The 19908-nt window shown below is 38.2% G+C and carries 22 protein-coding genes; 8 read left to right on the top strand and 14 right to left on the bottom strand.

Features of this window, described 5'->3' with window-relative positions; all coding sequences use genetic code 11:
• The first annotated feature begins 140 nt into the window (after positions 1-140).
• Positions 141-341 (top strand): cold-shock protein, encoded by a 201-nt coding sequence (locus tag MHH87_RS06805; protein ID WP_340748571.1) that lies wholly within the window; start codon positions 141-143, stop codon positions 339-341.
• 211 nt (positions 342-552) lie between these two features.
• On the opposite strand, the gene MHH87_RS06800 is transcribed toward MHH87_RS06805, so the two are convergent.
• From MHH87_RS06800 to MHH87_RS06785, 4 genes are all read right to left on the bottom strand, one after another.
• Positions 553-1368 carry a VOC family protein gene (locus tag MHH87_RS06800; protein WP_340748570.1) on the bottom strand — a complete coding sequence of 272 codons (816 nt, stop codon included), beginning with the start codon at positions 1366-1368 and terminating at the stop codon, positions 553-555.
• Positions 1369-1397: 29 nt separating this feature from the next.
• Positions 1398-1871, bottom strand: a complete 474-nt coding sequence (locus MHH87_RS06795) for a YbaK/EbsC family protein (RefSeq protein ID WP_340748569.1) — start codon at positions 1869-1871, stop codon at positions 1398-1400.
• 80 nt (positions 1872-1951) lie between these two features.
• The gene (locus MHH87_RS06790) at positions 1952-2614 is read right to left on the bottom strand and encodes a phosphopantothenoylcysteine decarboxylase domain-containing protein (RefSeq protein ID WP_340748568.1); all 663 of its coding nucleotides are present in this window, start codon (positions 2612-2614) and stop codon (positions 1952-1954) included.
• 13 nt (positions 2615-2627) lie between these two features.
• A complete protein-coding gene (locus MHH87_RS06785; RefSeq protein WP_340748567.1) occupies positions 2628-3515 on the bottom strand; it encodes a LysR family transcriptional regulator in 888 nt (295 codons plus the stop codon).
• A gap of 143 nt (positions 3516-3658) precedes the next feature.
• Between MHH87_RS06785 and MHH87_RS06780 the strand changes: the two genes are divergently transcribed.
• On the top strand, positions 3659-4579 hold the full coding sequence (locus MHH87_RS06780) for a DMT family transporter (protein ID WP_340748566.1): 921 nt from the start codon (positions 3659-3661) through the stop codon (positions 4577-4579).
• Positions 4580-4710: 131 nt separating this feature from the next.
• Here MHH87_RS06780 and MHH87_RS06775 read toward each other — a convergent pair whose 3' ends face one another.
• Entirely contained in the window at positions 4711-5694 is a 984-nt protein-coding gene (locus MHH87_RS06775) for a hypothetical protein (RefSeq protein ID WP_340748565.1), read from the bottom strand.
• A 245-nt stretch (positions 5695-5939) separates the two neighbouring features.
• On the opposite strand from MHH87_RS06775, the gene MHH87_RS06770 reads away from it, so the two are divergent.
• Positions 5940-6923 carry a YecA family protein gene (locus tag MHH87_RS06770; protein ID WP_340748564.1) on the top strand — a complete coding sequence of 328 codons (984 nt, stop codon included), beginning with the start codon at positions 5940-5942 and terminating at the stop codon, positions 6921-6923.
• A gap of 402 nt (positions 6924-7325) precedes the next feature.
• Here MHH87_RS06770 and MHH87_RS06765 read toward each other — a convergent pair whose 3' ends face one another.
• Positions 7326-7517 (bottom strand): zinc-finger domain-containing protein, encoded by a 192-nt coding sequence (locus tag MHH87_RS06765; RefSeq protein WP_340748563.1) that lies wholly within the window; start codon positions 7515-7517, stop codon positions 7326-7328.
• A gap of 113 nt (positions 7518-7630) precedes the next feature.
• On the opposite strand from MHH87_RS06765, the gene MHH87_RS06760 reads away from it, so the two are divergent.
• Complete coding sequence (locus MHH87_RS06760) at positions 7631-8032, top strand: ribonuclease HI family protein (RefSeq protein WP_340748562.1); 402 nt, start codon at positions 7631-7633, stop codon at positions 8030-8032.
• 15 nt (positions 8033-8047) lie between these two features.
• Here MHH87_RS06760 and MHH87_RS06755 read toward each other — a convergent pair whose 3' ends face one another.
• The 4 genes from MHH87_RS06755 to MHH87_RS06740 all read right to left on the bottom strand — a co-directional run bounded on the left by MHH87_RS06755 (position 8048) and on the right by MHH87_RS06740 (position 11921).
• Positions 8048-9220, bottom strand: a complete 1173-nt coding sequence (locus tag MHH87_RS06755; RefSeq protein ID WP_340748561.1) for an MFS transporter — start codon at positions 9218-9220, stop codon at positions 8048-8050.
• A gap of 5 nt (positions 9221-9225) precedes the next feature.
• Entirely contained in the window at positions 9226-9624 is a 399-nt protein-coding gene (locus MHH87_RS06750; RefSeq protein ID WP_340748560.1) for a MarR family winged helix-turn-helix transcriptional regulator, read from the bottom strand.
• Positions 9625-9913: 289 nt separating this feature from the next.
• Entirely contained in the window at positions 9914-10756 is an 843-nt protein-coding gene (gene coaW, locus MHH87_RS06745) for a type II pantothenate kinase (RefSeq protein WP_340748559.1), read from the bottom strand.
• A 103-nt stretch (positions 10757-10859) separates the two neighbouring features.
• A complete protein-coding gene (locus tag MHH87_RS06740) occupies positions 10860-11921 on the bottom strand; it encodes a 3'-5' exonuclease (RefSeq protein ID WP_340748558.1) in 1062 nt (353 codons plus the stop codon).
• A gap of 254 nt (positions 11922-12175) precedes the next feature.
• Here MHH87_RS06740 and MHH87_RS06735 point away from each other — a divergent pair, with 254 nt between their 5' ends.
• On the top strand, positions 12176-12994 hold the full coding sequence (locus tag MHH87_RS06735; RefSeq protein WP_340748557.1) for a squalene/phytoene synthase family protein: 819 nt from the start codon (positions 12176-12178) through the stop codon (positions 12992-12994).
• A 144-nt stretch (positions 12995-13138) separates the two neighbouring features.
• Here MHH87_RS06735 and MHH87_RS06730 read toward each other — a convergent pair whose 3' ends face one another.
• The 3 genes from MHH87_RS06730 to MHH87_RS06720 are packed head-to-tail and all read right to left on the bottom strand — an operon-like array spanning position 13139 to position 15293.
• Positions 13139-13489 (bottom strand): DUF4181 domain-containing protein, encoded by a 351-nt coding sequence (locus tag MHH87_RS06730; protein WP_340748556.1) that lies wholly within the window; start codon positions 13487-13489, stop codon positions 13139-13141.
• 15 nt (positions 13490-13504) lie between these two features.
• Positions 13505-14830 (bottom strand): D-serine ammonia-lyase, encoded by a 1326-nt coding sequence (locus MHH87_RS06725; protein WP_340748555.1) that lies wholly within the window; start codon positions 14828-14830, stop codon positions 13505-13507.
• Positions 14814-15293, bottom strand: coding sequence for a YaiI/YqxD family protein (locus MHH87_RS06720; RefSeq protein WP_340750915.1), 480 nt, complete (start codon positions 15291-15293; stop codon positions 14814-14816). The genes MHH87_RS06725 and MHH87_RS06720 overlap by 17 nt, the downstream gene beginning before the upstream one ends.
• Before the next feature lie 171 nt (positions 15294-15464).
• On the opposite strand from MHH87_RS06720, the gene gdhA reads away from it, so the two are divergent.
• Positions 15465-16838: an NADP-specific glutamate dehydrogenase gene (gene gdhA / locus MHH87_RS06715; RefSeq protein ID WP_340748554.1), complete on the top strand. Its 1374-nt coding sequence runs from the start codon at positions 15465-15467 to the stop codon at positions 16836-16838.
• Positions 16839-17003: 165 nt separating this feature from the next.
• Positions 17004-17690: a phosphoribosylaminoimidazolesuccinocarboxamide synthase gene (locus tag MHH87_RS06710; RefSeq protein WP_340748553.1), complete on the top strand. Its 687-nt coding sequence runs from the start codon at positions 17004-17006 to the stop codon at positions 17688-17690.
• A gap of 116 nt (positions 17691-17806) precedes the next feature.
• Here MHH87_RS06710 and MHH87_RS06705 read toward each other — a convergent pair whose 3' ends face one another.
• Positions 17807-18199 (bottom strand): hypothetical protein, encoded by a 393-nt coding sequence (locus MHH87_RS06705; RefSeq protein ID WP_340748552.1) that lies wholly within the window; start codon positions 18197-18199, stop codon positions 17807-17809.
• A 296-nt stretch (positions 18200-18495) separates the two neighbouring features.
• Here MHH87_RS06705 and nhaC point away from each other — a divergent pair, with 296 nt between their 5' ends.
• The gene (nhaC, locus tag MHH87_RS06700; protein ID WP_340748551.1) at positions 18496-19875 is read left to right on the top strand and encodes a Na+/H+ antiporter NhaC; all 1380 of its coding nucleotides are present in this window, start codon (positions 18496-18498) and stop codon (positions 19873-19875) included.
• Positions 19876-19908: the final 33 nt, after the last annotated feature.

Genomic DNA, 19908 nt, shown 5'->3' with positions numbered 1-19908 from the left:
TTTGACGAAAACACAGCCCCACTTGCTAGAGTTTCCGACAAATTGTTGACATTCACATAATAATAATGTATATTCTATTCGTAATTGTCTGACTTTTCTTGAAAATAGCTATAATTCGTTAGTACGGGAGGAGAACGCTCATGCATCAAGGAACAGTAAAGTGGTTCAATAGCGAAAAAGGTTATGGATTTATTGAATGTGACGATGGTGAGGACGTGTTCGTACACTTCACTGGTATACAAGAAGAAGGATTCCGTACACTAGAAGAGGGACAGGCAGTAGAGTTTGACCTTGTAGAAGGCAATCGCGGTCCACAAGCAGCGAATGTAAAAAAACAATAAATGCTTTACACCAGATAAATTTTCTGGTGTTTTTTTTGCATTTGTAGGAGACCCTTTGCCGGCAGCAGTAAAGGCTACCTCTTAAAAAAAGCTATTAACTTTCCTTCGTAGCAACGAATTTTTTCGAAAATAGTAAAATCCTTTTTATTAGAAAGACACAACTCGCCCAAAATAGGGTGAGTTGATGTCCTTACTTATGTGGTTAAGAAAGTTATACTTTCTTAACCACCAAAAAAACATAGTTTGCTTCTTCACAATATACAATTTTCTCTTCCTCTGCGCCGTTCAAAACAATATTGTACAAGCCTTGTCCATGTTCAAGCAACGCTTCCCACACGTCCCCCTCACCAAGCGGACGATAAAATACGAGTTTACCACCTTCTACGTGAACTGTAGCAACTTCAGCATTTAACTCCTTGTCAATATTTACTGTCATATCCACTCCGCAAAGCGTGCTCATTAACTTGACGGGTTTGAAATTATCGATAATATAAGATACTTCTTCAATCTCTATTTGTCCGGCTGGATGCGGTGTAATAATGCCGCGCTCTTCCATATCAGCCAGGCGGGTTGCATCATCCTCTTCCCATTGAATGAAAAATGGATATTCAATCTTGGAATCTGGATGACCAATATGTAAAAGCTGCCAACGAACAACGGATTCATCTGGTCTTGTACGAGAATACGTTTCCGGTCCAATTACGTCAAATCCTGCCGCGCGGAATTTTTCTGCATCCTCTTCAATTGCATACGTACGTAACGCAAAACGTGTCAGCCCACTTGCACGCTTGCGCTTTTCATGTGAGGCATGAAGCGTATAATTCGTTTTTGCCGCTTCCGTAAATAAATCTTCATCATAAATACCAATAAGTTCTACATACGTAGTACCAAAATAACATAAGGCATTATAAGTACCCCACATTTCATGCTTACCACCTGCAACTACGTGAAGCCCTTCTTCTATAAGCTGTGCCATCGCCTGTTCCGGCTGCTCAACAAAATGTACTATATGATCTAGCTTATACATTAAATTCCCCCTTAGCTATTATGTATCTGTTATTCCCAACCTTTACAAATGTCAACCCAAGCAGTGGCATTTGAATAACGCTCTAATTCCTCACAACTTAGCTCAATTGCTGAATTCGAGCTGCCACATGCAGGAAATACTGTAGTAAATCTGTTCATTGAAATATCTAAGTATATCGGTAAATCATTCGCTAAGCCAAATGGACAAACGCCGCCGATCACATGACCTGTTTGTGCGACCACTTCTTCAGCAGCTAGCATGCGTGCCTTTACCCCGAACTGTGCTCGAAACTTTGTATTATCTATTTTTGCATCTCCAGCTGTTACGACTAATAATGCACCATCGTCTGTTGCTCGAAATGATAATGTTTTCGCAATGCGTGCAGGAATTACGTTTAATACATCAGCTGCCTGCTCTACTGTTGCACTACTTGCTTCGAATTGTAAAATAGAGTTGTCTCGCTCAAATTGTTTAAAATGTTCCTTTACTGATGCTAATGACATTGTATACCTCCATTTATTTCAGAGTTATTATCATTATACTAACAATATTCTGGAATTAAAATAAAAAACTAGCAATTATGCTAGTTTAATACTTTTATTAAGATTTGTGCTGCAGCTTGTTTCCCATCTACTTGGATGATATCACCACTGCGACTTACAATGTAATGCGGTTCTGCGGCACCGTATAATGATTTCGAGCTATTGGCTACCATAAACTGTGCATCTGATGCTTCCATACGCAACTTCGCACGGTCAACTAAAAAGTCAATATCTTCCGTTGCCTCTAGCTTAAAGCCGACAAGCGTTGTCTCGGGTGCCCATTTTTTAATTTCAGCTAAAATTTTCGGTGCTTTTTTAAAGTGAATAACTGGCGGCTCATCGGAAGGCATTTTCCCCTTTTCTGTCAGTTCATTACCAGACTGATCAAACACTTTATCAATAATCCAATCTGATCCAGCTACTGCCATAATGACCACATCCACCTGCTCCGTCTGCAGAATGCCTTTTAATGTGTCACCTAAATCAACAATTCCTTCAAAACGTACAAGGCGCATGTCACTTGCATGCTCCGGTAACTTTGTAAAATAACCGTGCATATAAATGACATTCGCCCCGGCCTGAAGTGCGGCCTCCGCTAAATAGCACCCCATTGCCCCTTTTGATAAATTTGTATGTCCTCGTACATTATCCCACTTTTCAAGTGTTCCACCACTCGTAATTAATACCGTTTTGCCTCGTAACATCTGTACTCCCCCATTATTCATTCGTTAAATCGACCTCGTTTTTCTCTAGCCATTGTTTCAACACTTCCACAAATTTTTGAGCGGCTGGTGACAGCTTTTGCTTTGTAGCCAGACCAATTGTTCGGAAGCTTTCCTGCTTTAGCGGTAGTGCTCTTACATTGGATGGCAATTGCGAAATACCAAGCTGAGGCAAAATGCTAATCCCTAGATGGTGCTTAACCATCGACATGATTCCATTTTCATCATATAAGTTAAAGCGAATTGTCGGTTTCACGCCATATTTTTCAAAGATTGTTAATACATCATTCGTCCCCTTATAAGACGGCATGATGAACTGTTCTTGCTCGATGTCGCGTAAATCCACCTCATTCATATAATATAGCGGACTTTTTGAAGATACAATACAAAGTAACCAGTCACGCTTTAAAGGCATGAAATCAAATTGTTTGGAGCTTGTGCGGTTCATAAAGCCACAATCAATCTCCCCGTTAATAAGCCATCGATCAATTTCGTAGTAATCCCCTTCACGGAGTTCAATTGTTATAGCTGGATAATTTTGCTCCATCATATGAATTATATTTGGCATCCAGCTCGTAGAAATTGTTGAAATGAGCCCGATACGCACTGTTCCCCTTGTTACACCTAAAATATTTGCAGCTTCCTGCTGAAGAAGTTCCTCCGCAGACAACACTTTACGCATTGATCGAAGCATTATATGGCCATCCTCGGTCAGCTTTACACCGGAGCGACTACGATGAATAAGATCAAACCCAAATTCCTTTTCAAGTCTCGAAATCGCATGACTAACCGCAGACTGCGTCAATCCTAGCTGGTCTGCGGCTTTTGTAAAGCTTTGCACTTCTGCCACTTTATTCAAAATTTCATACTTTACTAAACTCATTTATATCACCTCGAATTCATCAATTAAACATGAATTATTTTCATGTTAATCATTATAAACATTCGTTTTACTAATCACAAGCGCCAAGTTATAGTGTATTATAACAGGAATTTAAACTACTAAGTATGGAATGTGGTGACAAAATGAGTATTCAAGGAAAAGCAAATATTTTAATGGTGATTGTCACTATGTTGTGGGGTCTTTCTTATACATTTATGGTGATGGGCTTAGAGGTGTTAGAGGCGTATAATGTTGTTGCTTTACGCTGTTCCATTGCCTTTGTTATTGCAGGATTACTTTTTTACAAAAAAATGGTAAGTATTAACTGGAAGACAATTACGTACGCAAGTATTCAAGGCTTTTTACTTTTTGCTGTATTTGCCTTATCTATATTCGGATTAAAAACAACTTCTGCCTCAAACGCAGGCTTTATTCTAAGCTTAACAGTGGTTCTAGTGCCTATTATTACAGGCTTTATTGACAAGCGGCTCCCTTCTCGTGCAGTTAGCTTTGCCATTGTCTCTACAATGATTGGAATTACGATATTAACCTTGAAAGAGTCCCTTACATTCCAAACAGGGGATATCTTAGTAGCCATTGCGGCCGTTAGTTATTCGATTTACTTAATTTTAAATAGTAAATTCACGAAGTCTGTTGAATCGATTTCTTATGGTATCTATCAATTAGGTATTGCTGGTATATTCGGTGCAGTACTTTGTCTAGTATTTGAAACTCCACAACTCCCAACAAATTCAATGGGTTGGATTGCTATTTTAGGTCTTGGCATTATTTGTACAGCGTTTTGTTTCATTACACAAGCTGTTGTACAACAGTACACTTCACCTACCCATACCGGCTTAATTTTTTCACTAGAACCTATCTTTGCCGCATTGTTTGCAATGATATTCCTAGGAGAAGCATTGACAACACAGCTACTAATTGGTGGTGCGTTTATTTTGGCCGGCAATTTAGTTGCCCAGTTCGAGCAATTTTTAGTCATTCGTCAAGTTACTGAAAAAGTGGTAATAGAAAGACCTATCACACATCAAAATAGGGCGAGATGATGTTCTTTCTTATGGATTGAAGGAAGTGATTCTTTCTTAACTAACAAAAAAACAATCCCAACCTTACGTGGCAGTTCCGGAGTAGTTCGTCTACTTATTGGAACCGCCTTTTTTTTATATGATGAACTGACTCAAACTTCTTCATCCAAGCTAACACTCCGCACAAGCCATGTCGCAACTCTAGCTAAAATTCGAGCACGTAGCTCGACTAGTTCTTCATATTGATAGAAGAATAAGATCTTTTCTTCTACTACCGAATCTCCAACAGGTGTCCCAGTTAGAACAAAATGCGCCCAGGATTCAGCAAAGTCTTCCTGTGGGGAAGTCATTGCATATTCAGATACATAATACTCCTCAAGCTCGTCATAGCCACCACCGTCCCAAAACTGCCAGTAAAAATTAGCTAAATAGGCATCCTCAAACATACAGCCTGATTCTTCTATATAAAGAGATGGACAGCTCGTTTCATCTTCCCAATAATCCACCTCCGTACTCCGTAAAGAAAGTAAATGGGCGTACTCATGCAAATAAGTAACTAGAGTTTCAGATGCGAGCTCGATATTTTCATTGTTCATACCAAGCGTCCAGTATTCTGCATAATCATCATGTGTTTGCACGTACGCAAGCGTCTGGCCACTTTCGAACACTTCAAATTTATTCATATCTTCCCGTTGATCTTCGGGAATGAGCCATGCATAGCTAAACCAAAGATCTGCATGGTACTCAAGCTGTTCATCCGTCACATCGTCATCGGTATAAATGACTTCATCGCCATTATCCACATCATATTTCGCAATGACCTTTAAACTGTCATCATCTGTCCCAACCGATTCTTCCTCTACAAGTGAACCGTAATTATCTTCTAATGTCGCTAAAACTTCATTACCCCAAGCAATACAAGATTCATAGTCCGAGCATTGAATAGACAGCGCACATGTATCCTCATGCTCAATATAAACCTCTCCGCTATAGCAGCCGTTATCTATTAGCTCAATTTCTTCAACGTTTTGTTGAGAGGCATTGACCTCATCACTTGTTACACCTTCGTTTAATCCCTCATCACAAGACGCTAGTACAAATACAGCTAATAAAACTAGTAATCGTACAATTTTCATATATATTCTCCTTCTATACTATTTTATATTATTTTACAGTATTTAAATATTTTTTAATAGTTTACAGAAAATGTTTTCTCTCATTTTGTTCTATTTAATCAACATGCACCATATACTTTTACTAGCATCAAATATCAGAGTTTTTGTAATATACAATCAGTTTCCTTAATAAGAAACTGCCGTTATTATTAGATATGTATAGCTTTACAATAAAAATATTACTAGAATTCAAAGGAAGTGTATTTATGATAGGACGTAATGACCCATGCCTATGTGGTAGCGGAAAGAAATATAAAAAGTGCTGTGAAGGCCAAAAACAAACGACTGTTGTGTCTGTATTCAATGAAGAAATCGAAAACACATTGCAAAATTTCTACAGTACATACCCTGAGAGCAAGGATATCCGCGAGTATGTTGAAATCGTGCAAGCATGGTTGCCAAAATTAGAGTCTCACTTACAAAGGGAATTAATCGAAGCGGTTGCATTAGACGAGTTCTTCTTCCACAAACGTCCAGATGTATGGACAGGCTATTTAAAACGTACGATGAAAAAAATGGTTCGTCCAGCAACGATTGCATTATTAGAATCTTGGACAGAGCCAACATTCTTTATCGGATGTGTTGAATCAGTAGAAGAAAAATACTTCAAAGCAACTTGCATTCTAACTGACAAAAGCTACATGATTCGCCGCGAAAACCAAAAGCCAATTCCTGAAGGCATGCAAGTATTCGCCTTCTTATTACCAGACGGCACTGGCCATGAAGACCACGTATTAGCCGTTTCTACATTAATCTTCTTCCCATCTGAGCATGCAAACACATTTGACACGTTTACAAAAACATTCAAAGCGAGCGGATTAACTGCTCCCGAATTTGTAAAAGCAAACCATCTTTCTTTTTGGATGGCTCTAGTGGATGGTGGCTATGCGGGTGAAGAATTCACTTCATTTGAGCAAGACGTAATCGGGCAAGTTAAAGAGTTTTTAACTACGAAGGACTTGGATGGCGAAAGATTACTTACTGTCTTAGAGGACTACTTAGTGGAGCAACAACCTACTGCACGTAAAGCTGGCGCAATTGCAGCTGGTGCAATCCGTTTCGGACAAGACCGCGGGCTATTTGACGGGAAGTTCACCGTAAAAGAAATCGCAGAAAGCTTCGGCATCTCGGCTTCTTCTTTAAACAAATATCACCAAGAGTTACTAGCATTTGATGCAGTAGCTGTTTGATGAGAGACCAACACTGCGCTGATCATAGAAATCAGCGCAGTGTTGGTGTTTTTTATGGGAATGTACTTGGTTTTGGTTGTTCGGAAGTTCATCCGGAACACCAATATTCTTCATTCTAAAACAAAAAATCACCTTCCCTCGCTAATCCGAAGAAAGATGATGTTGTTTTGCTTGTTAATTTTTTAGTACAAAATGGGGTACATCCTAAGATGCACCCCATCGAACCCTATATAAACAAGGGGTTTGAAGAAACTTCTCAACGGTAACCAGCCGTCAAGTTCAATGTAATTGCAAGCCGAGTTGAATCTGTACCAGAGATTCTGGCAATGCAAAAAGAAATACTTGAATAGTATATCAAATTATTACTAATATTCAATAGTAATATTCAAATTTTATTGAATTTTATTTTTCACAAAACTTTAGTAGCTCCTGGCCTAAAAATTGGAGCTGTTCTCCTACTGAGCAAGACTCGATACAAAAACGATGTGCGCCTGTTTTACCGCGCGTTTTCCGAAGTTCGCATATGACAAGACAATCTGTACAAAATGTATCTGTAAGTTCATCGATATCGTTTACAACTGAGACTTTATCCATAGTGAAGTCCCCCCTTTTTATAACATTTTTCTATTTTACTACGTCTATTTTTCATTTGTCCAATGGCAACGTTTTGGTATAATGAATCCAAAGAAAGCGAAGTGAGGACAACTATGTTAGAAGTATATATTGATGCAGCAAGTGCTGGAAATCCTGGCCCGAGCGGTATTGGCATCTTCCTAAAAGGTGAAGGTCTACACGAAAAAATTAGTGAATATATTGGTGAAACGAATAATCATATTGCCGAGTTTACCGCACTTGTACGTGGTTTAGAAGAAGCAGCAAAAACAGGCACAAGCCTTGTTTCCATGCGTTCTGATTCAAAAATTGTTGTTGCTTCTGTAGAAAAAGCTTATGTAAAAAATGAAGAATTTAAACCGTATCTTGAGCGAGCTCTCCAGCTAATCGAACAATTTGATTTATTTTTCATCAAATGGATTCCTGATAAAGAAAATAAAGCCGCTGATGCGCTAGCTCGCGCAGCGATTCAAAAAAAGCGACAAAGTCCAAAATAGACTTTGTCGCTTTCTTTATGCTTGAGCTCTTGGCTTTCGCATCACTAAGACCGAGTAAATAACGAACACAACGACTAACATGGCTGCCGCTATGTAATACACCATTTCGTAGCTTAAGCCGACCGCAATTAAACCAAGAATATATGAACCAATTGCAATTCCTAAGTCAAATAATGTGAAGTATGTAGAAGTTGCATAGCCACTTCGCTGATGCGTTGTTGACTGTACACAAAGCGATTGGAAACTTGTCGTTAATGTACCGTAGCCGATACCAATGAAGATTGCTGAAAATAAAAATAACCCTGCGCCATTTGCCGCTGCGAGCATTACAAGGCCTGCACAAAACAATACAAATGAAGGTAATACCACGTATTTAGCACCTTTTGTATCATAAATCTTCCCAGTAAATGGTCGAGTAATTAACATAGTTGCTGCGAATACCACATAGAAATAACTTGCCGCCTCTAGTAAATCCTTTTGCTCTGCATAAAGAGATAAAAACGATAACACACTTGCATATGAAAAGGCGATTAAGCTTGCAAGAAATGCCATGGGTAATGCCTTCTTCTCAAATAAATCATTGAATTTGAAGCTGCGGTCCACATTTTCTGGTTTTGGGAGATCATCCGTATTAATCGTTAAGGCAATCACTGCTCCAAGTAAAACGATTACGGTTAAAATGCTAATTAATGCGTTAAAGCTAGCATATTGAATAACTAATAACCCAACGAACGGGCCAATTACAACAGCTAGGTTTGTTGACATCATAAAGTAGCCAATACCTGCTCCAGTGCGATTTTTTGGGACAATATCTGCTGCTAGTGAACCAGTAGCCGTAGTCACAATACTGAACCAAATCCCTTGGAAAAAACGTAGAGCTAGTAAAATAGCAAAAGGTTTAATAAATATGTAAAGCACCGTACAAGCTACGTAAAGAATGATACTACTAACAAGCATGCGCTTCTTACCATACATATCAAGTAATTTCCCACTGAATGGGCGCACAACGATTGCTGACAGTAAAAATACTGTTATGAGTAAGCCCGATTCATCATCTGAACGACCTAATGTACCCATCGCGTAAAGTGGTAACGTTGTAATTAATCCATAGAAAACAAAGAAAACGGAAATGTTTGTGAGAAACAAACTAATAAACCTTTTCGTAAATATTGGATTTTGCTGTTCCAATCAAATCAACCTTTCATCTTACACAGTAAATCAATTAGTTGTTGCTGTTCTTCGTCTGATAAATTTTTCGACATTTCCTGTTCAAACCCCACAATAGACGCCTCGACCTGCGGGAAACGTGTAAGTGCCTGCTCAGTTAAATGAACAATTTTCTCCCGTTTATCCGTGCCCTGTTCCCGTATAACCCAACCGAGATTTTCTAAACGCGCGACTGTTCGCGTCACGGTTGGTGCTTCCACATTTAAATACTTCCAAATTGACGTTAACGACATCGGTCCATTTTCATGTAGTAAAAATAAAATCGTCCATTGCGAGTTAAATAATTCATGCTTATGCAAGGTATCGTTTAAACGATTTACTAAATAGCGATTTTGCTGAAAAAACACGTGAAATAACGGATTCATATAAACACCTCTACCAACTTTATTTACTTAGTTAAATATTTTACTTTTTCTATATTACGCCTGTTTTTTTCATTTGTAAATAACCAAATCACCGGAGGATTCGACGCGACCTCGTGGGGCTTCCTCCTTCACCTAGACGTTTCATTTACATATTTATTATCCACACTGCGTAATTTTCTTATTTCCTTAACAATAAGAAGAACACATCTTGCCCAAAATCAAGTCGGTATCCTTTTGTAACCAATAAAAATGCTGATAAACCGGGAAATCCAGTTTATCAGCAAGTAAATTAACTATCCTTTTTACAATATTCCATAATATTTAATAGTGCGCCGACCGCACCAGCAAATCCACAATCCTCCAAGAAAACGGGTGTGTGTTTTTTTAAATACGTATAGTGGGAGATTACCTTTTTTAAATGTTCATTATTAGTTAGAGTTGAGCCAATGTACACAATATACTTTGCCTTCCGTTCTTCGGCAAGTTGAATACTTAATGTTGTAATCACCTCACCTACAAGACCTTGAACAGTAGCGATTAAATCATTTGAATCATGCTGTACATCTTCCGTAATGCCCACCTTGCCAAAATTACTTGCTGTTAAATTACCATCAATTGGCGTATCCATACCTTGATAAATATCTTTTACAAGCAAGTCTATTTGTTCCCGGTTGCCATTGGCTGCACGGTTTTTAATATCATTAAAATCCGTAATCCCAGTCATAATAGCAGATAACCCGATTAACGTACCGCCACCAATTCCAGTACCACCAATGCGAATATGAGAGTTGCCGTCCATATAATGAATGGATGTGCCTGTACCAATATTCGTTATAATACTATTCTCAATTTGATGTCCTTCTTGTTTAAGCAAATAACGGACACCCATTAACGTTGCTTCAAACTCTACAATATATTCAATCGACTTCATCGTCTTTAAAACGTCGCGTAGCTGCTCTGTTCGCCCGCCCGTTAAGCCAATTTCATCTACTTGAGGATGATTCTGTAGCCATTCCTTTACTAAATGCATTTCATTTGATGGAAACACCTTCAACATTAGCTCATTTTGCTCATTTAAGTAAGCTAGTTTTGTTAACGTTCCCCCAGTATCTATTCCTATCACAGTAGACATAAACGCTCTCCTTTACTTTCTCCCTTTCTAAACTTTACTCGTCTTAATATAATAGTGCAATAATTTGATGTAACAAAATTCACTTGATTATGTATTCTATTTGTTACACTTCCACGGGTTGTTTAGGTAATAAGGCGCGTTTATTGAATTCATCGATGATTGGGCCTTCAAATTTATGTAGTAATCGTGAAATTTTCGCCTCGTAAGCATGTGTCGTTTCATCAACAATATTGAATTTCCCCACAGCCTCTTCATCGTTTATTAAGTGCATTAGTGACATCACTTCTGTTTTCGGCATCGTACAATGATGTAATCGTAAAATACGCGAAATCGAACGCAACCCTGTGCGTGTAATTATAATACGCCCCGATGCTTGCCCTACAATTTGCTGTAAAAACTGCTGCGCATTAACACTTGGTTTAATCGTCGTAATATAAGCAATTTGAGTTTCTCCATCATTTGTTATACGCTCTTCTTCATATAGTTCAAATGGTAACTGCTCACGAATAGTTTTCATATCATCCATTACTACATTTCCACGCTCAATACGGCAGAATGAATAGGAGATCATTAAATCAAATGTAGTTTCAAGCTGTTTAAAATTCGTTAAGAGTAGTACAAACTCATTTGTCTTTTGCTTTTCAATTAATTTTTCTCCACCTACTGTTTGGAAAATACGCAATAAACTTTCGGCATCTGCAAGTGCGCGATGCTGTGTATTTAACTCCAGTCCAAGCTGTGCCATTAGTCCACCCAGGCTCGGTTGCTCTTTCAGCTCATACTCAATCATATATTTTTGCTGAAAATCAATTAACGGATATAAAAACTCACGATTGACGTAATTACGTGCAAGCTCTTCTTCAAATACTTTACGATCAAATTCGCCAAAGGTTAAAAATACATAATCTCCTTTGCACCAACGCTTAAATTTATAAAACGCTTCCTTAAAGGACGGTGCTGTTAATAGCTCTTCAGTTGTAATGCCTGTTAGTTTTTGAATATGATAGTTCAACTTCTTAAATTTATAGGGTTGAATTAACTGTGTGAAGGTTTCCGTTGTGCCATCTGGTAACCATTTAACTGCACCAATCTCAATAATATATTGGCGTCCGCGAATGAGTGCCGCCTCCACGTCTACACTTATATACGTTTTTCTTCGTTCCAACTATTCCACCTACTACTTTCATCTAAAACAATATTATCCAAATTACTTTTCTCTGTTATTATTGTAACGAAAAATAGCGTCTATGACACGCTAATGTTAAGAAATCAAAATGTTTTTTGTAAATGCGCGCAGATTTTCTACTATAAACCCCGCTATTTTACATTTTCTTTGCACTGTAGAAGATTTATTTTATCTTTTGTCATTTTTGCGTTAACATTATAAAGTAGCAATTACGAATGGAGGAACCATTAATTATGAACGACAAAACTCTCCTCAAAGATGCAGTGCGAGTATTAAAAGCAACGAGCCGTACTTTTTATATTCCAATCACATTTTTACAAAAGGATTTAAAGCTTGCGGTATCAGTAGCTTATTTAGCGATGCGTGCGATCGATGAAATTGAAGACCACGAAGATGTAGATAACGATACGAAGCATGGAATTTTATTACAAGTTAGCGACTTATTAAAACAACCATTTGATGAACAGGCTTATTTAGCTGCACTAGCTCCTATTAAAGATAAAATGCCGGAAGTAACATTACGTTTAGGTGACTGGCTGAAGGTTTGTCCAGAAGGCGCACTTGACCGTGTATTAGCAGCAACAAGTGAAATGGCAATGGGTATGGGTAAATGGGCAAAAGCAAACTGGCAAGTGCATACGCGCCAAGACTTAGACGATTATACATATTACGTTGCTGGTCTTGTTGGGGTAATGCTTTCTGATTTATGGGAATGGGGTGCCGGTATTAAAACAGACCGTGAGCTTGCAATCGGGTATGGCCGAGGACTACAAGCCGTAAACATTTTACGTAATCAACAGGAAGATATGGAAGAACGAGGTGTTAGCTTCGTACCAGACGACTGGACACGTAATGATTTATTTGATTACGCAGATGAAAATTTAGCAAAAGCGGATGAATATATGAAGGATCTAAATAAGCGCAGCATTATTTTATTCTGTCGCCTACCACTAGCGCTTGCTCATAAAACGCTTAAAGCTTTAAAGGATGGCCGTGAAAAAATGACACGTGCTGAAGTTGAGGCAACTGTAGAAGAAATTCAAGCAGACTAGTTTTTTAGGTGTAGGATTGTCGTTGGTTAAGTTATTCAGGTGTTTAGATCGTTTATATGAATTTTCACTACTTTTAACCAGAGCTTCATTAATCTCTTCAAAAAACAATCCCTAAGCACAACCGTCGCTTAGGGATTGTTCATTTTAAAGTAATAATAAAATACCTACACTACAAAGCATACTAACGCCTGTATAAGCGAACGAAATCAAATGCTTACGCTTAGCGCGCATAAAAATGATTTCTACAGCTGCACGCGTTATAAAAATGCAGGCGAAAAATAAAAATAACAGGAAGTACAGATCCTTTCCTGTATAGCCATTCCCTGAAATAAACGTCATAAATAATACGCAGGCAAGCGCTTCAAAAACAAAATGCTTCTTGTTTAAGTATTGATCTAAAAACTTATGATTCTTTTCGATTTTAAATTTTTTGCGCAGCCATAAATCAATCATGCCCGTTAAGATAAATCCCCCGATAATAATAGCAATTAACACAACACAACGCCCTCTCTATATTTCGGTTTGTAAATAGTGCTGACGAAGCTCGTGCGGAACTAAATCGCCTCCTGTTGACCAAACAAGATGAACCGCATTGTCTAGTTTGTCTTCAAGCCCATTCGATCGAATATAGTCCATTCCACGATTAATGAGTTCAATCGGCCCGTACACACCCGCATGTGCAGACGGCTCCATAAAAATATTTTCCTGCTCATACATGGCCTTCAAGCTTCTAAATAAAAAGCTATCATCTACTGTATAGCAGCCACTAATCACTGGCTCCATTACGGTCCCAACGAATTTTGAAGCGCGCCCTACAGCCAAACCATCCGCCTCGGTTACATTTGTTAAACCGATATCTGCTACACTTATTTCATCATGAAGACCTGTCATCATACCGAGTAGCATACAAGGCGATTGCATCGGCTCACCGAAGAAAATATGTACATCATCCCCATAAATTTGTTTTAAGCCGTATGCTACTCCACCAGGCCCCCCACCAACACCACATGGTAAGTAAACAAATAGTGGATGTTCCGCATCAACACTTACTTTTGCTTGTTGCAATTGCTTTTGTAGTCGAACCGCCGCCACGGCATAACCAAGGAAAAGCTCCTTTGAGTTTTCATCGTCTACAAAATGACACATCGAATCCCGAGCTGCCTGTGCCCGCCCAGCAGCTACCGCTTCGCTATAATCCGAATCATATTCAATCACTTCCACGCCCTTTTTACGCAAAAGCGCCTTTTTCCATCGTTTTGCATCTGCCGACATATGAACAGTGACCTGAAAACCGAGTTGTGCGCTAATAATCCCAATACTTAGCCCTAAGTTTCCTGTTGAACCAACTGCAATTTTATATTGACGGAAGAAATTTCTAAATGATTCATCATGTAATTTTGCATAATCATCCTGTTCTGTTAACAAACCATGCGAGATTGCTAACTTTTCAGCATAGGTTAGCACCTCATAAATACCGCCGCGTGCTTTAATTGAACCTGCAACTGGCAAAGAATGATCGCACTTTAGCATGAGTTTACCAGGAATCGTTAAGCCGCGACGTCCTTCAATCAATTTTTTCATCGCTTCGATTTCTTTCACATCTGAATCTATTATGCCGTCTGATATTCGCGTAATTGGGTACACTTCCTTTATATAGGAAGAAAACCGTTTTAGTCTTGCTTCGGCATCGTAAACCATCGCCATTGAAAGTGCGTTGGATTGTGGTTGAGACTGCTGCTTTTTGGGGTTCGCCCAGAACACATAGTTCAAATTTTGCAGTTCCTTAATTAAAGGATACTGCTGAGACAAATTATTCACATCAATTTTTTTGTTCATGTTTTTCCCATTCTCCCTTCGCTAAAACCGCTCGTTCACAAATTTGTCGAAAATTCATTTCAAACGAAATATTGTTTTCTTCTGTACGCTTTTTCGGTCCCTTTGTACGACCACCAGCACGTCTTATTTTGGCACTTTCATAACGAAATGACAATAACTGATCAATATTGTCCGATGTCATCTCTCTTCCATTTTGATCCATGACAAACGCTCCCTTCGCCAAGCACATTGCAGCAAGCCCATAATCTTGAGTTATGACAAGATCATGTTTTGTAAGCGCATTAATTAGCTTGAAATCAACTGAATCAGGTCCTTTTGGGACAATAATTGTTATTACATTTTCTCTTTCGATGCGATGTGATGTATCGCAGAACAAGATAGGTTTCATCTCATATTGAGATGAAACAAATAGCGCCAAATCAACAACCGGACAACCATCCGCATCAATTAGTAGTTGTAAAATCTTTTTTCACCCTCTCATTTTTTACCTCAAAATCATTATATCTAAATAATAATTTTCCCTTTTTTTCTAACCCATCATTATTCTTACGAGACGATGTGATGTAAAATAATATTGAATTGTTAGAAAAATCATACTAATATACAGCTATCAACTTTTTTGGGGGGTTACACTATGACGACACAAGTAGTTAGCAACACGCAATATGCAAAAGAATACATTGACGGCGTATTCGAAGCACTTAAAGAAAAAAACGCACATCAACCTGAATTTTTACAAGCTGCAGAAGAAATTTTTCTTTCTTTAGTACCCGTATTTGAGCAGAATCCCGCGTACATTAAACACAATGTTTTAGCACGTATCGTTGAACCAGACCGTATCATTTCTTTCCGTGTTTCTTGGCAAGATGACAACAATAAGGTTCAAGTAAACCGTGGTTATCGCGTTCAATACAATAATGTAATTGGACCATATAAAGGTGGCTTACGCTTCCACCCAACAGTAAACGAATCAATCATGAAATTTTTAGCATTCGAGCAAATTTTCAAAAATGCATTAACTGGTCAACCAATCGGCGGTGGTAAAGGCGGCTCAGATTTCAATCCAAAAGGAAAATCAAATTCTGAAATTATGCGCTTCTGCCAAGCATTCATGACTGAATTATACCGTCATATTGGTCCAGATGTCGATGTTCCTGCAGGAGATATTGGTGTAGGCGCACGTGAAGTTGGCTTCCTATGGGGTCAATATAAACGCATTCGCGGTGCCTATGAAGCAGGCGTACTAACGGGTAAAACACCTGGTTATGGCGGCTCACTTGCACGTAAAGAAGCAACGGGCTATGGTTTAGTATATTTCGTAGAAGAAATGCTCCGCGAAGCAAATCAAACTTTCTTTGAAAAAACTGTTGTCGTATCAGGCTCAGGTAATGTTGCCATTTACGCTATTGAAAAAGCACAGCATTTCGGCGCTCGCGTATTAGCATGTTCAGATTCAGCTGGTTATATCCACGATCCAGAAGGTATCGATATTAAACTCGTTAAAGAAATTAAAGAAATAAATGGAGATCGCATTAATACGTACGTTGAATACCGTCCAACAGCTACTTACCATGAAGGCTGTACAGGTATTTGGTCAATTCCATGCGATATTGCACTTCCTTGTGCTACTCAAAATGAAATTGACGGCGATTCCGCTCGTACATTAATTGCAAATGGCACACAAGTAGTTGCTGAAGGTGCAAACATGCCTTCAAACCTAGAAGCAATTAACGAATTCTTAAATGCTGGAGTCCTATTTGGTCCAGGAAAAGCTGCGAACGCTGGTGGAGTAGCAGTTTCCGCTCTTGAGATGGCGCAAAACTCAGGACGTACTTATTGGTCATTCCAAGAAGTAGACGAAAAATTACATGGTATTATGAAATCAATTTATGCCCAAAGCTCAGAAGCAGCAAAGAAATACGGCTATGCAGGTAACCTTGTAGTTGGTTCAAACATCGCTGGCTTTGTAAAGGTTGCAGATGGACTAATTTCTGAAGGCGTATACTAATATTATTAATGTCCGTAAATTGGTGATGACTTGGGTCATCATCTTTTTATTGGAAAAATAACTATTGGTCAGACGTCTTTCTTTTTAAACACGAACGATCAACACTTCCATTAGTTAAATCATTCGTGTTATAATGGAAAACGTAATTGAAATGGAGGTTTTTTTGTGGAATTAATTTATACTGGTAAAACTAAAGATGTATTCAAATTAGAAGATGGTCATTTTCTTTTAAAATTTAAAGATGACGTAACAGGTGAGAATGGTGTATTCGATCCAGGTGCTAACACAGTTGGCCTAACAATCGACGGTGCTGGTCTTGCAGGCTTACGTTTAACATCTTTCTTCTATTCAAAATTAAACGAACAAGGCGTACCTACTCACTATGTGGATGCGAACTTTGATGACGCCACAATGACAGTAAAGCCCGCAACTGTATTCGGTAAAGGATTAGAAGTAATTTGCCGCTTTAAAGCAGTGGGTTCATTCCTACGTCGTTATGGTGCTTACGTAGAAGAAGGTCAAGAACTTGATTCATTCGTAGAAGTAACAATTAAAGATGACGATCGTCTAGATCCCCCGATTTCTGAAGATGCCCTAGCTATGCTTAATCTTCTATCTCACGAAGAGTATGCTATTTTAAAAGAGCGTACAGTGAAAATTTCTAAATTCGTAGGTGCTGAACTAGCTAAAAAAGGCTTAACACTTTACGATATAAAATTAGAATTCGGTCGAGATGCGAATACGAACGAGATTATATTAATCGATGAAATTTCTGGTGGAAATATGCGAGCGTATAAAGGCGATACATACATCGAGCCTCTAGAACTTGAAAAAATTATGTTGTCTGAGTAAGGTATTCTCATACTCACTATTACGTCCAATTAATTAGAAAACACAACTTTCTTTACCATTAAAAATGAGCTGTACCGAAAGTGATTAGTACTCACTTCTGGCACAGCTCATTATTTTTATATCGCGTTTGCTTTATTACCAAACGTTAAAGTATGTAGTTCTGTAATTTGGCGGTGAATGATTTTCACCATTTCAGGATTTTGTTTATGCAACTTAATCCCGTTTAGATCTCCCATCATTTTATCGATTTGCTTAATGTTCTCGTCCATTTTAATTTTTTCTAAAATTTCATCGGTTAGTTCACAATATTTAATGTCTAATATACGCGAATGTTTACCCCATTCTCGTCCTAGTTTATCTAGCATAACACCGTTTGATAGACTCACTCTACCCGATGAGGAAATACTGACAACATTGAGAATGCTGTATGTCCGTTCATGATTTCCCCACCCATTTGTCGTCACTTCTACAACTTGACTACCCACTTCTAAACTTACTGTCCAACTCATTCTATCGAAACTCCTTTTATTTATTCATATATTACCTTTCAAAAAAAAGATTTAGTCATTGAAAATATGATGTTTTCAAAAACCAAATTGATGCTATTATATCTAATGAATTATTCATATTAGATTTTACCATGAAATTGTATGCACAAAAACTACCACCAATTATTTCATCAATAAAAAATTCACAAGAAATTATCTTTTTCTATTAAAAACTTCCTTTTACTCTTATTTCATGTTATCATTACTTTCGTGCTTCAACGTGCTAAATCAAATTATTGTTATTAGGGAGATTAATGATGCTACTAGAAGAAAATCAATTAAAGCCTCGTTTTTATGAAGCTTTCTTATTAATTATTGCAATAATACTGACGATTTCCATATCCATTAGTCAATTTAATACCGTACCACATATCCCGATTTTATTTTCTATTTTCTTATTAATTGCCTATGGTCTAGGAAAAAAGATTCCTTTTTCTACATTGGAAAAAAGCATGATTCATGCTGCCTCCTCCGGTATAGGTGCTGTTTATATTTTTATATTAATTGGATTGCTTATTAGTAGTTGGATTATTGGAGGAACAATTCCAACATTGTTATATCTAGGGTTTTCAATTGTATCAGCAAGCTTTTTCTATGTAATTGTCTTTATTATTACGAGTTTAGTAGGTACTGTTATCGGTAGTTCTCTTACAACCGTTGCAACAATTGGGGTAGCATTACTAGGAATTGCAACGGCAGTAGATGCATCTGTTGCTATTACGGCTGGTGCAATCGTTTCAGGTGCGTTTTTTGGAGATAAAATGTCGCCGCTATCGGATACGACAAATTTAGCAGCCGGTATTGTTGGTATCGATTTATTTACGCATATTCGTAATATGACCTATACAACAATTCCAGCGTTTATTTTATCAACTATTGGCTATGCAATATTGTCGCCCGCTATTAAAACTGTAGATGCACAAGTTATTACAACCTACAAGGAAGCAATAATGATGACGCAACTCGTCCACTGGTATGCACTAATTCCGCTACTAGTACTCATTATTTGTACGATTAGTAAGGTGCCTGCCCTGCTGACACTGGCACTTAGCACAGTAAGCGGTATTCTAATCTCTTACATTCATATGCCTCTATCAATTGAGGAAATTGGCAAAGTGTTATATAGCGGTTACGTGTCAACAATCGGTGTAGAAAGCATTGATACGCTGTTAACGCGCGGCGGGATTAGTAGTATGTTTTTCACAATTTTGCTTGTCATTTTATCGTTATCAATGGGTGGTCTATTATTTTCACTCGGTATTATTCAGACGTTACTTGCGACGATTGAAAAATGGCTCATTTCAACTGGCAAGCTTATTACAGGCACTGCACTCACAGCCATCGGGATTAACATTCTAATTGGTGAACAGTATTTATCAATTTTACTAACAGGTGAAGCATTTAAAGAAAAGTTCCGTTCGCTCGGGCTGCATCCGAAAAACTTATCACGAGTAATGGAGGATGCTGGGACGGTAATTAATCCGCTCGTACCTTGGAGTGTGTGCGGGCTATTCATTGCTTCAATGCTCGACGTAAGCGTGCTTAGCTACTTGCCTTTTGCATTTTTCTGCCTGCTTAGCCCGGTGATGACGATTCTATTTGGCTGGCTCGGTATTACGATTACGAAAACAAATTAAAAAAACTGCACTTCCGTATATATCGGAGGTGCA

The sequence above is a fragment of the Solibacillus sp. FSL H8-0538 genome (genome assembly GCF_038003525.1).
GTDB lineage: Bacteria > Bacillota > Bacilli > Bacillales_A > Planococcaceae > JBBOPI01.
Note: the sequence above shows the minus strand (reverse complement) of the source record. Positions and strands in the feature narration are given on the sequence as shown.

Coding starts and splice junctions, on each gene's coding strand:
- MHH87_RS06805 (WP_340748571.1), top strand. CDS start 141: ATGCATCAAGGAACAGTAAAGTGGTTCAATAGCGAAAAAGGTTATGGA.
- MHH87_RS06800 (WP_340748570.1), bottom strand. CDS start 1,368: ATGTATAAGCTAGATCATATAGTACATTTTGTTGAGCAGCCGGAACAG.
- MHH87_RS06795 (WP_340748569.1), bottom strand. CDS start 1,871: ATGTCATTAGCATCAGTAAAGGAACATTTTAAACAATTTGAGCGAGAC.
- MHH87_RS06790 (WP_340748568.1), bottom strand. CDS start 2,614: ATGTTACGAGGCAAAACGGTATTAATTACGAGTGGTGGAACACTTGAA.
- MHH87_RS06785 (WP_340748567.1), bottom strand. CDS start 3,515: ATGAGTTTAGTAAAGTATGAAATTTTGAATAAAGTGGCAGAAGTGCAA.
- MHH87_RS06780 (WP_340748566.1), top strand. CDS start 3,659: ATGAGTATTCAAGGAAAAGCAAATATTTTAATGGTGATTGTCACTATG.
- MHH87_RS06775 (WP_340748565.1), bottom strand. CDS start 5,694: ATGAAAATTGTACGATTACTAGTTTTATTAGCTGTATTTGTACTAGCG.
- MHH87_RS06770 (WP_340748564.1), top strand. CDS start 5,940: ATGATAGGACGTAATGACCCATGCCTATGTGGTAGCGGAAAGAAATAT.
- MHH87_RS06765 (WP_340748563.1), bottom strand. CDS start 7,517: ATGGATAAAGTCTCAGTTGTAAACGATATCGATGAACTTACAGATACA.
- MHH87_RS06760 (WP_340748562.1), top strand. CDS start 7,631: ATGTTAGAAGTATATATTGATGCAGCAAGTGCTGGAAATCCTGGCCCG.
- MHH87_RS06750 (WP_340748560.1), bottom strand. CDS start 9,624: ATGAATCCGTTATTTCACGTGTTTTTTCAGCAAAATCGCTATTTAGTA.
- coaW (WP_340748559.1), bottom strand. CDS start 10,756: ATGTCTACTGTGATAGGAATAGATACTGGGGGAACGTTAACAAAACTA.
- MHH87_RS06735 (WP_340748557.1), top strand. CDS start 12,176: ATGAACGACAAAACTCTCCTCAAAGATGCAGTGCGAGTATTAAAAGCA.
- MHH87_RS06725 (WP_340748555.1), bottom strand. CDS start 14,830: ATGAACAAAAAAATTGATGTGAATAATTTGTCTCAGCAGTATCCTTTA.
- gdhA (WP_340748554.1), top strand. CDS start 15,465: ATGACGACACAAGTAGTTAGCAACACGCAATATGCAAAAGAATACATT.
- MHH87_RS06705 (WP_340748552.1), bottom strand. CDS start 18,199: ATGAGTTGGACAGTAAGTTTAGAAGTGGGTAGTCAAGTTGTAGAAGTG.
- nhaC (WP_340748551.1), top strand. CDS start 18,496: ATGCTACTAGAAGAAAATCAATTAAAGCCTCGTTTTTATGAAGCTTTC.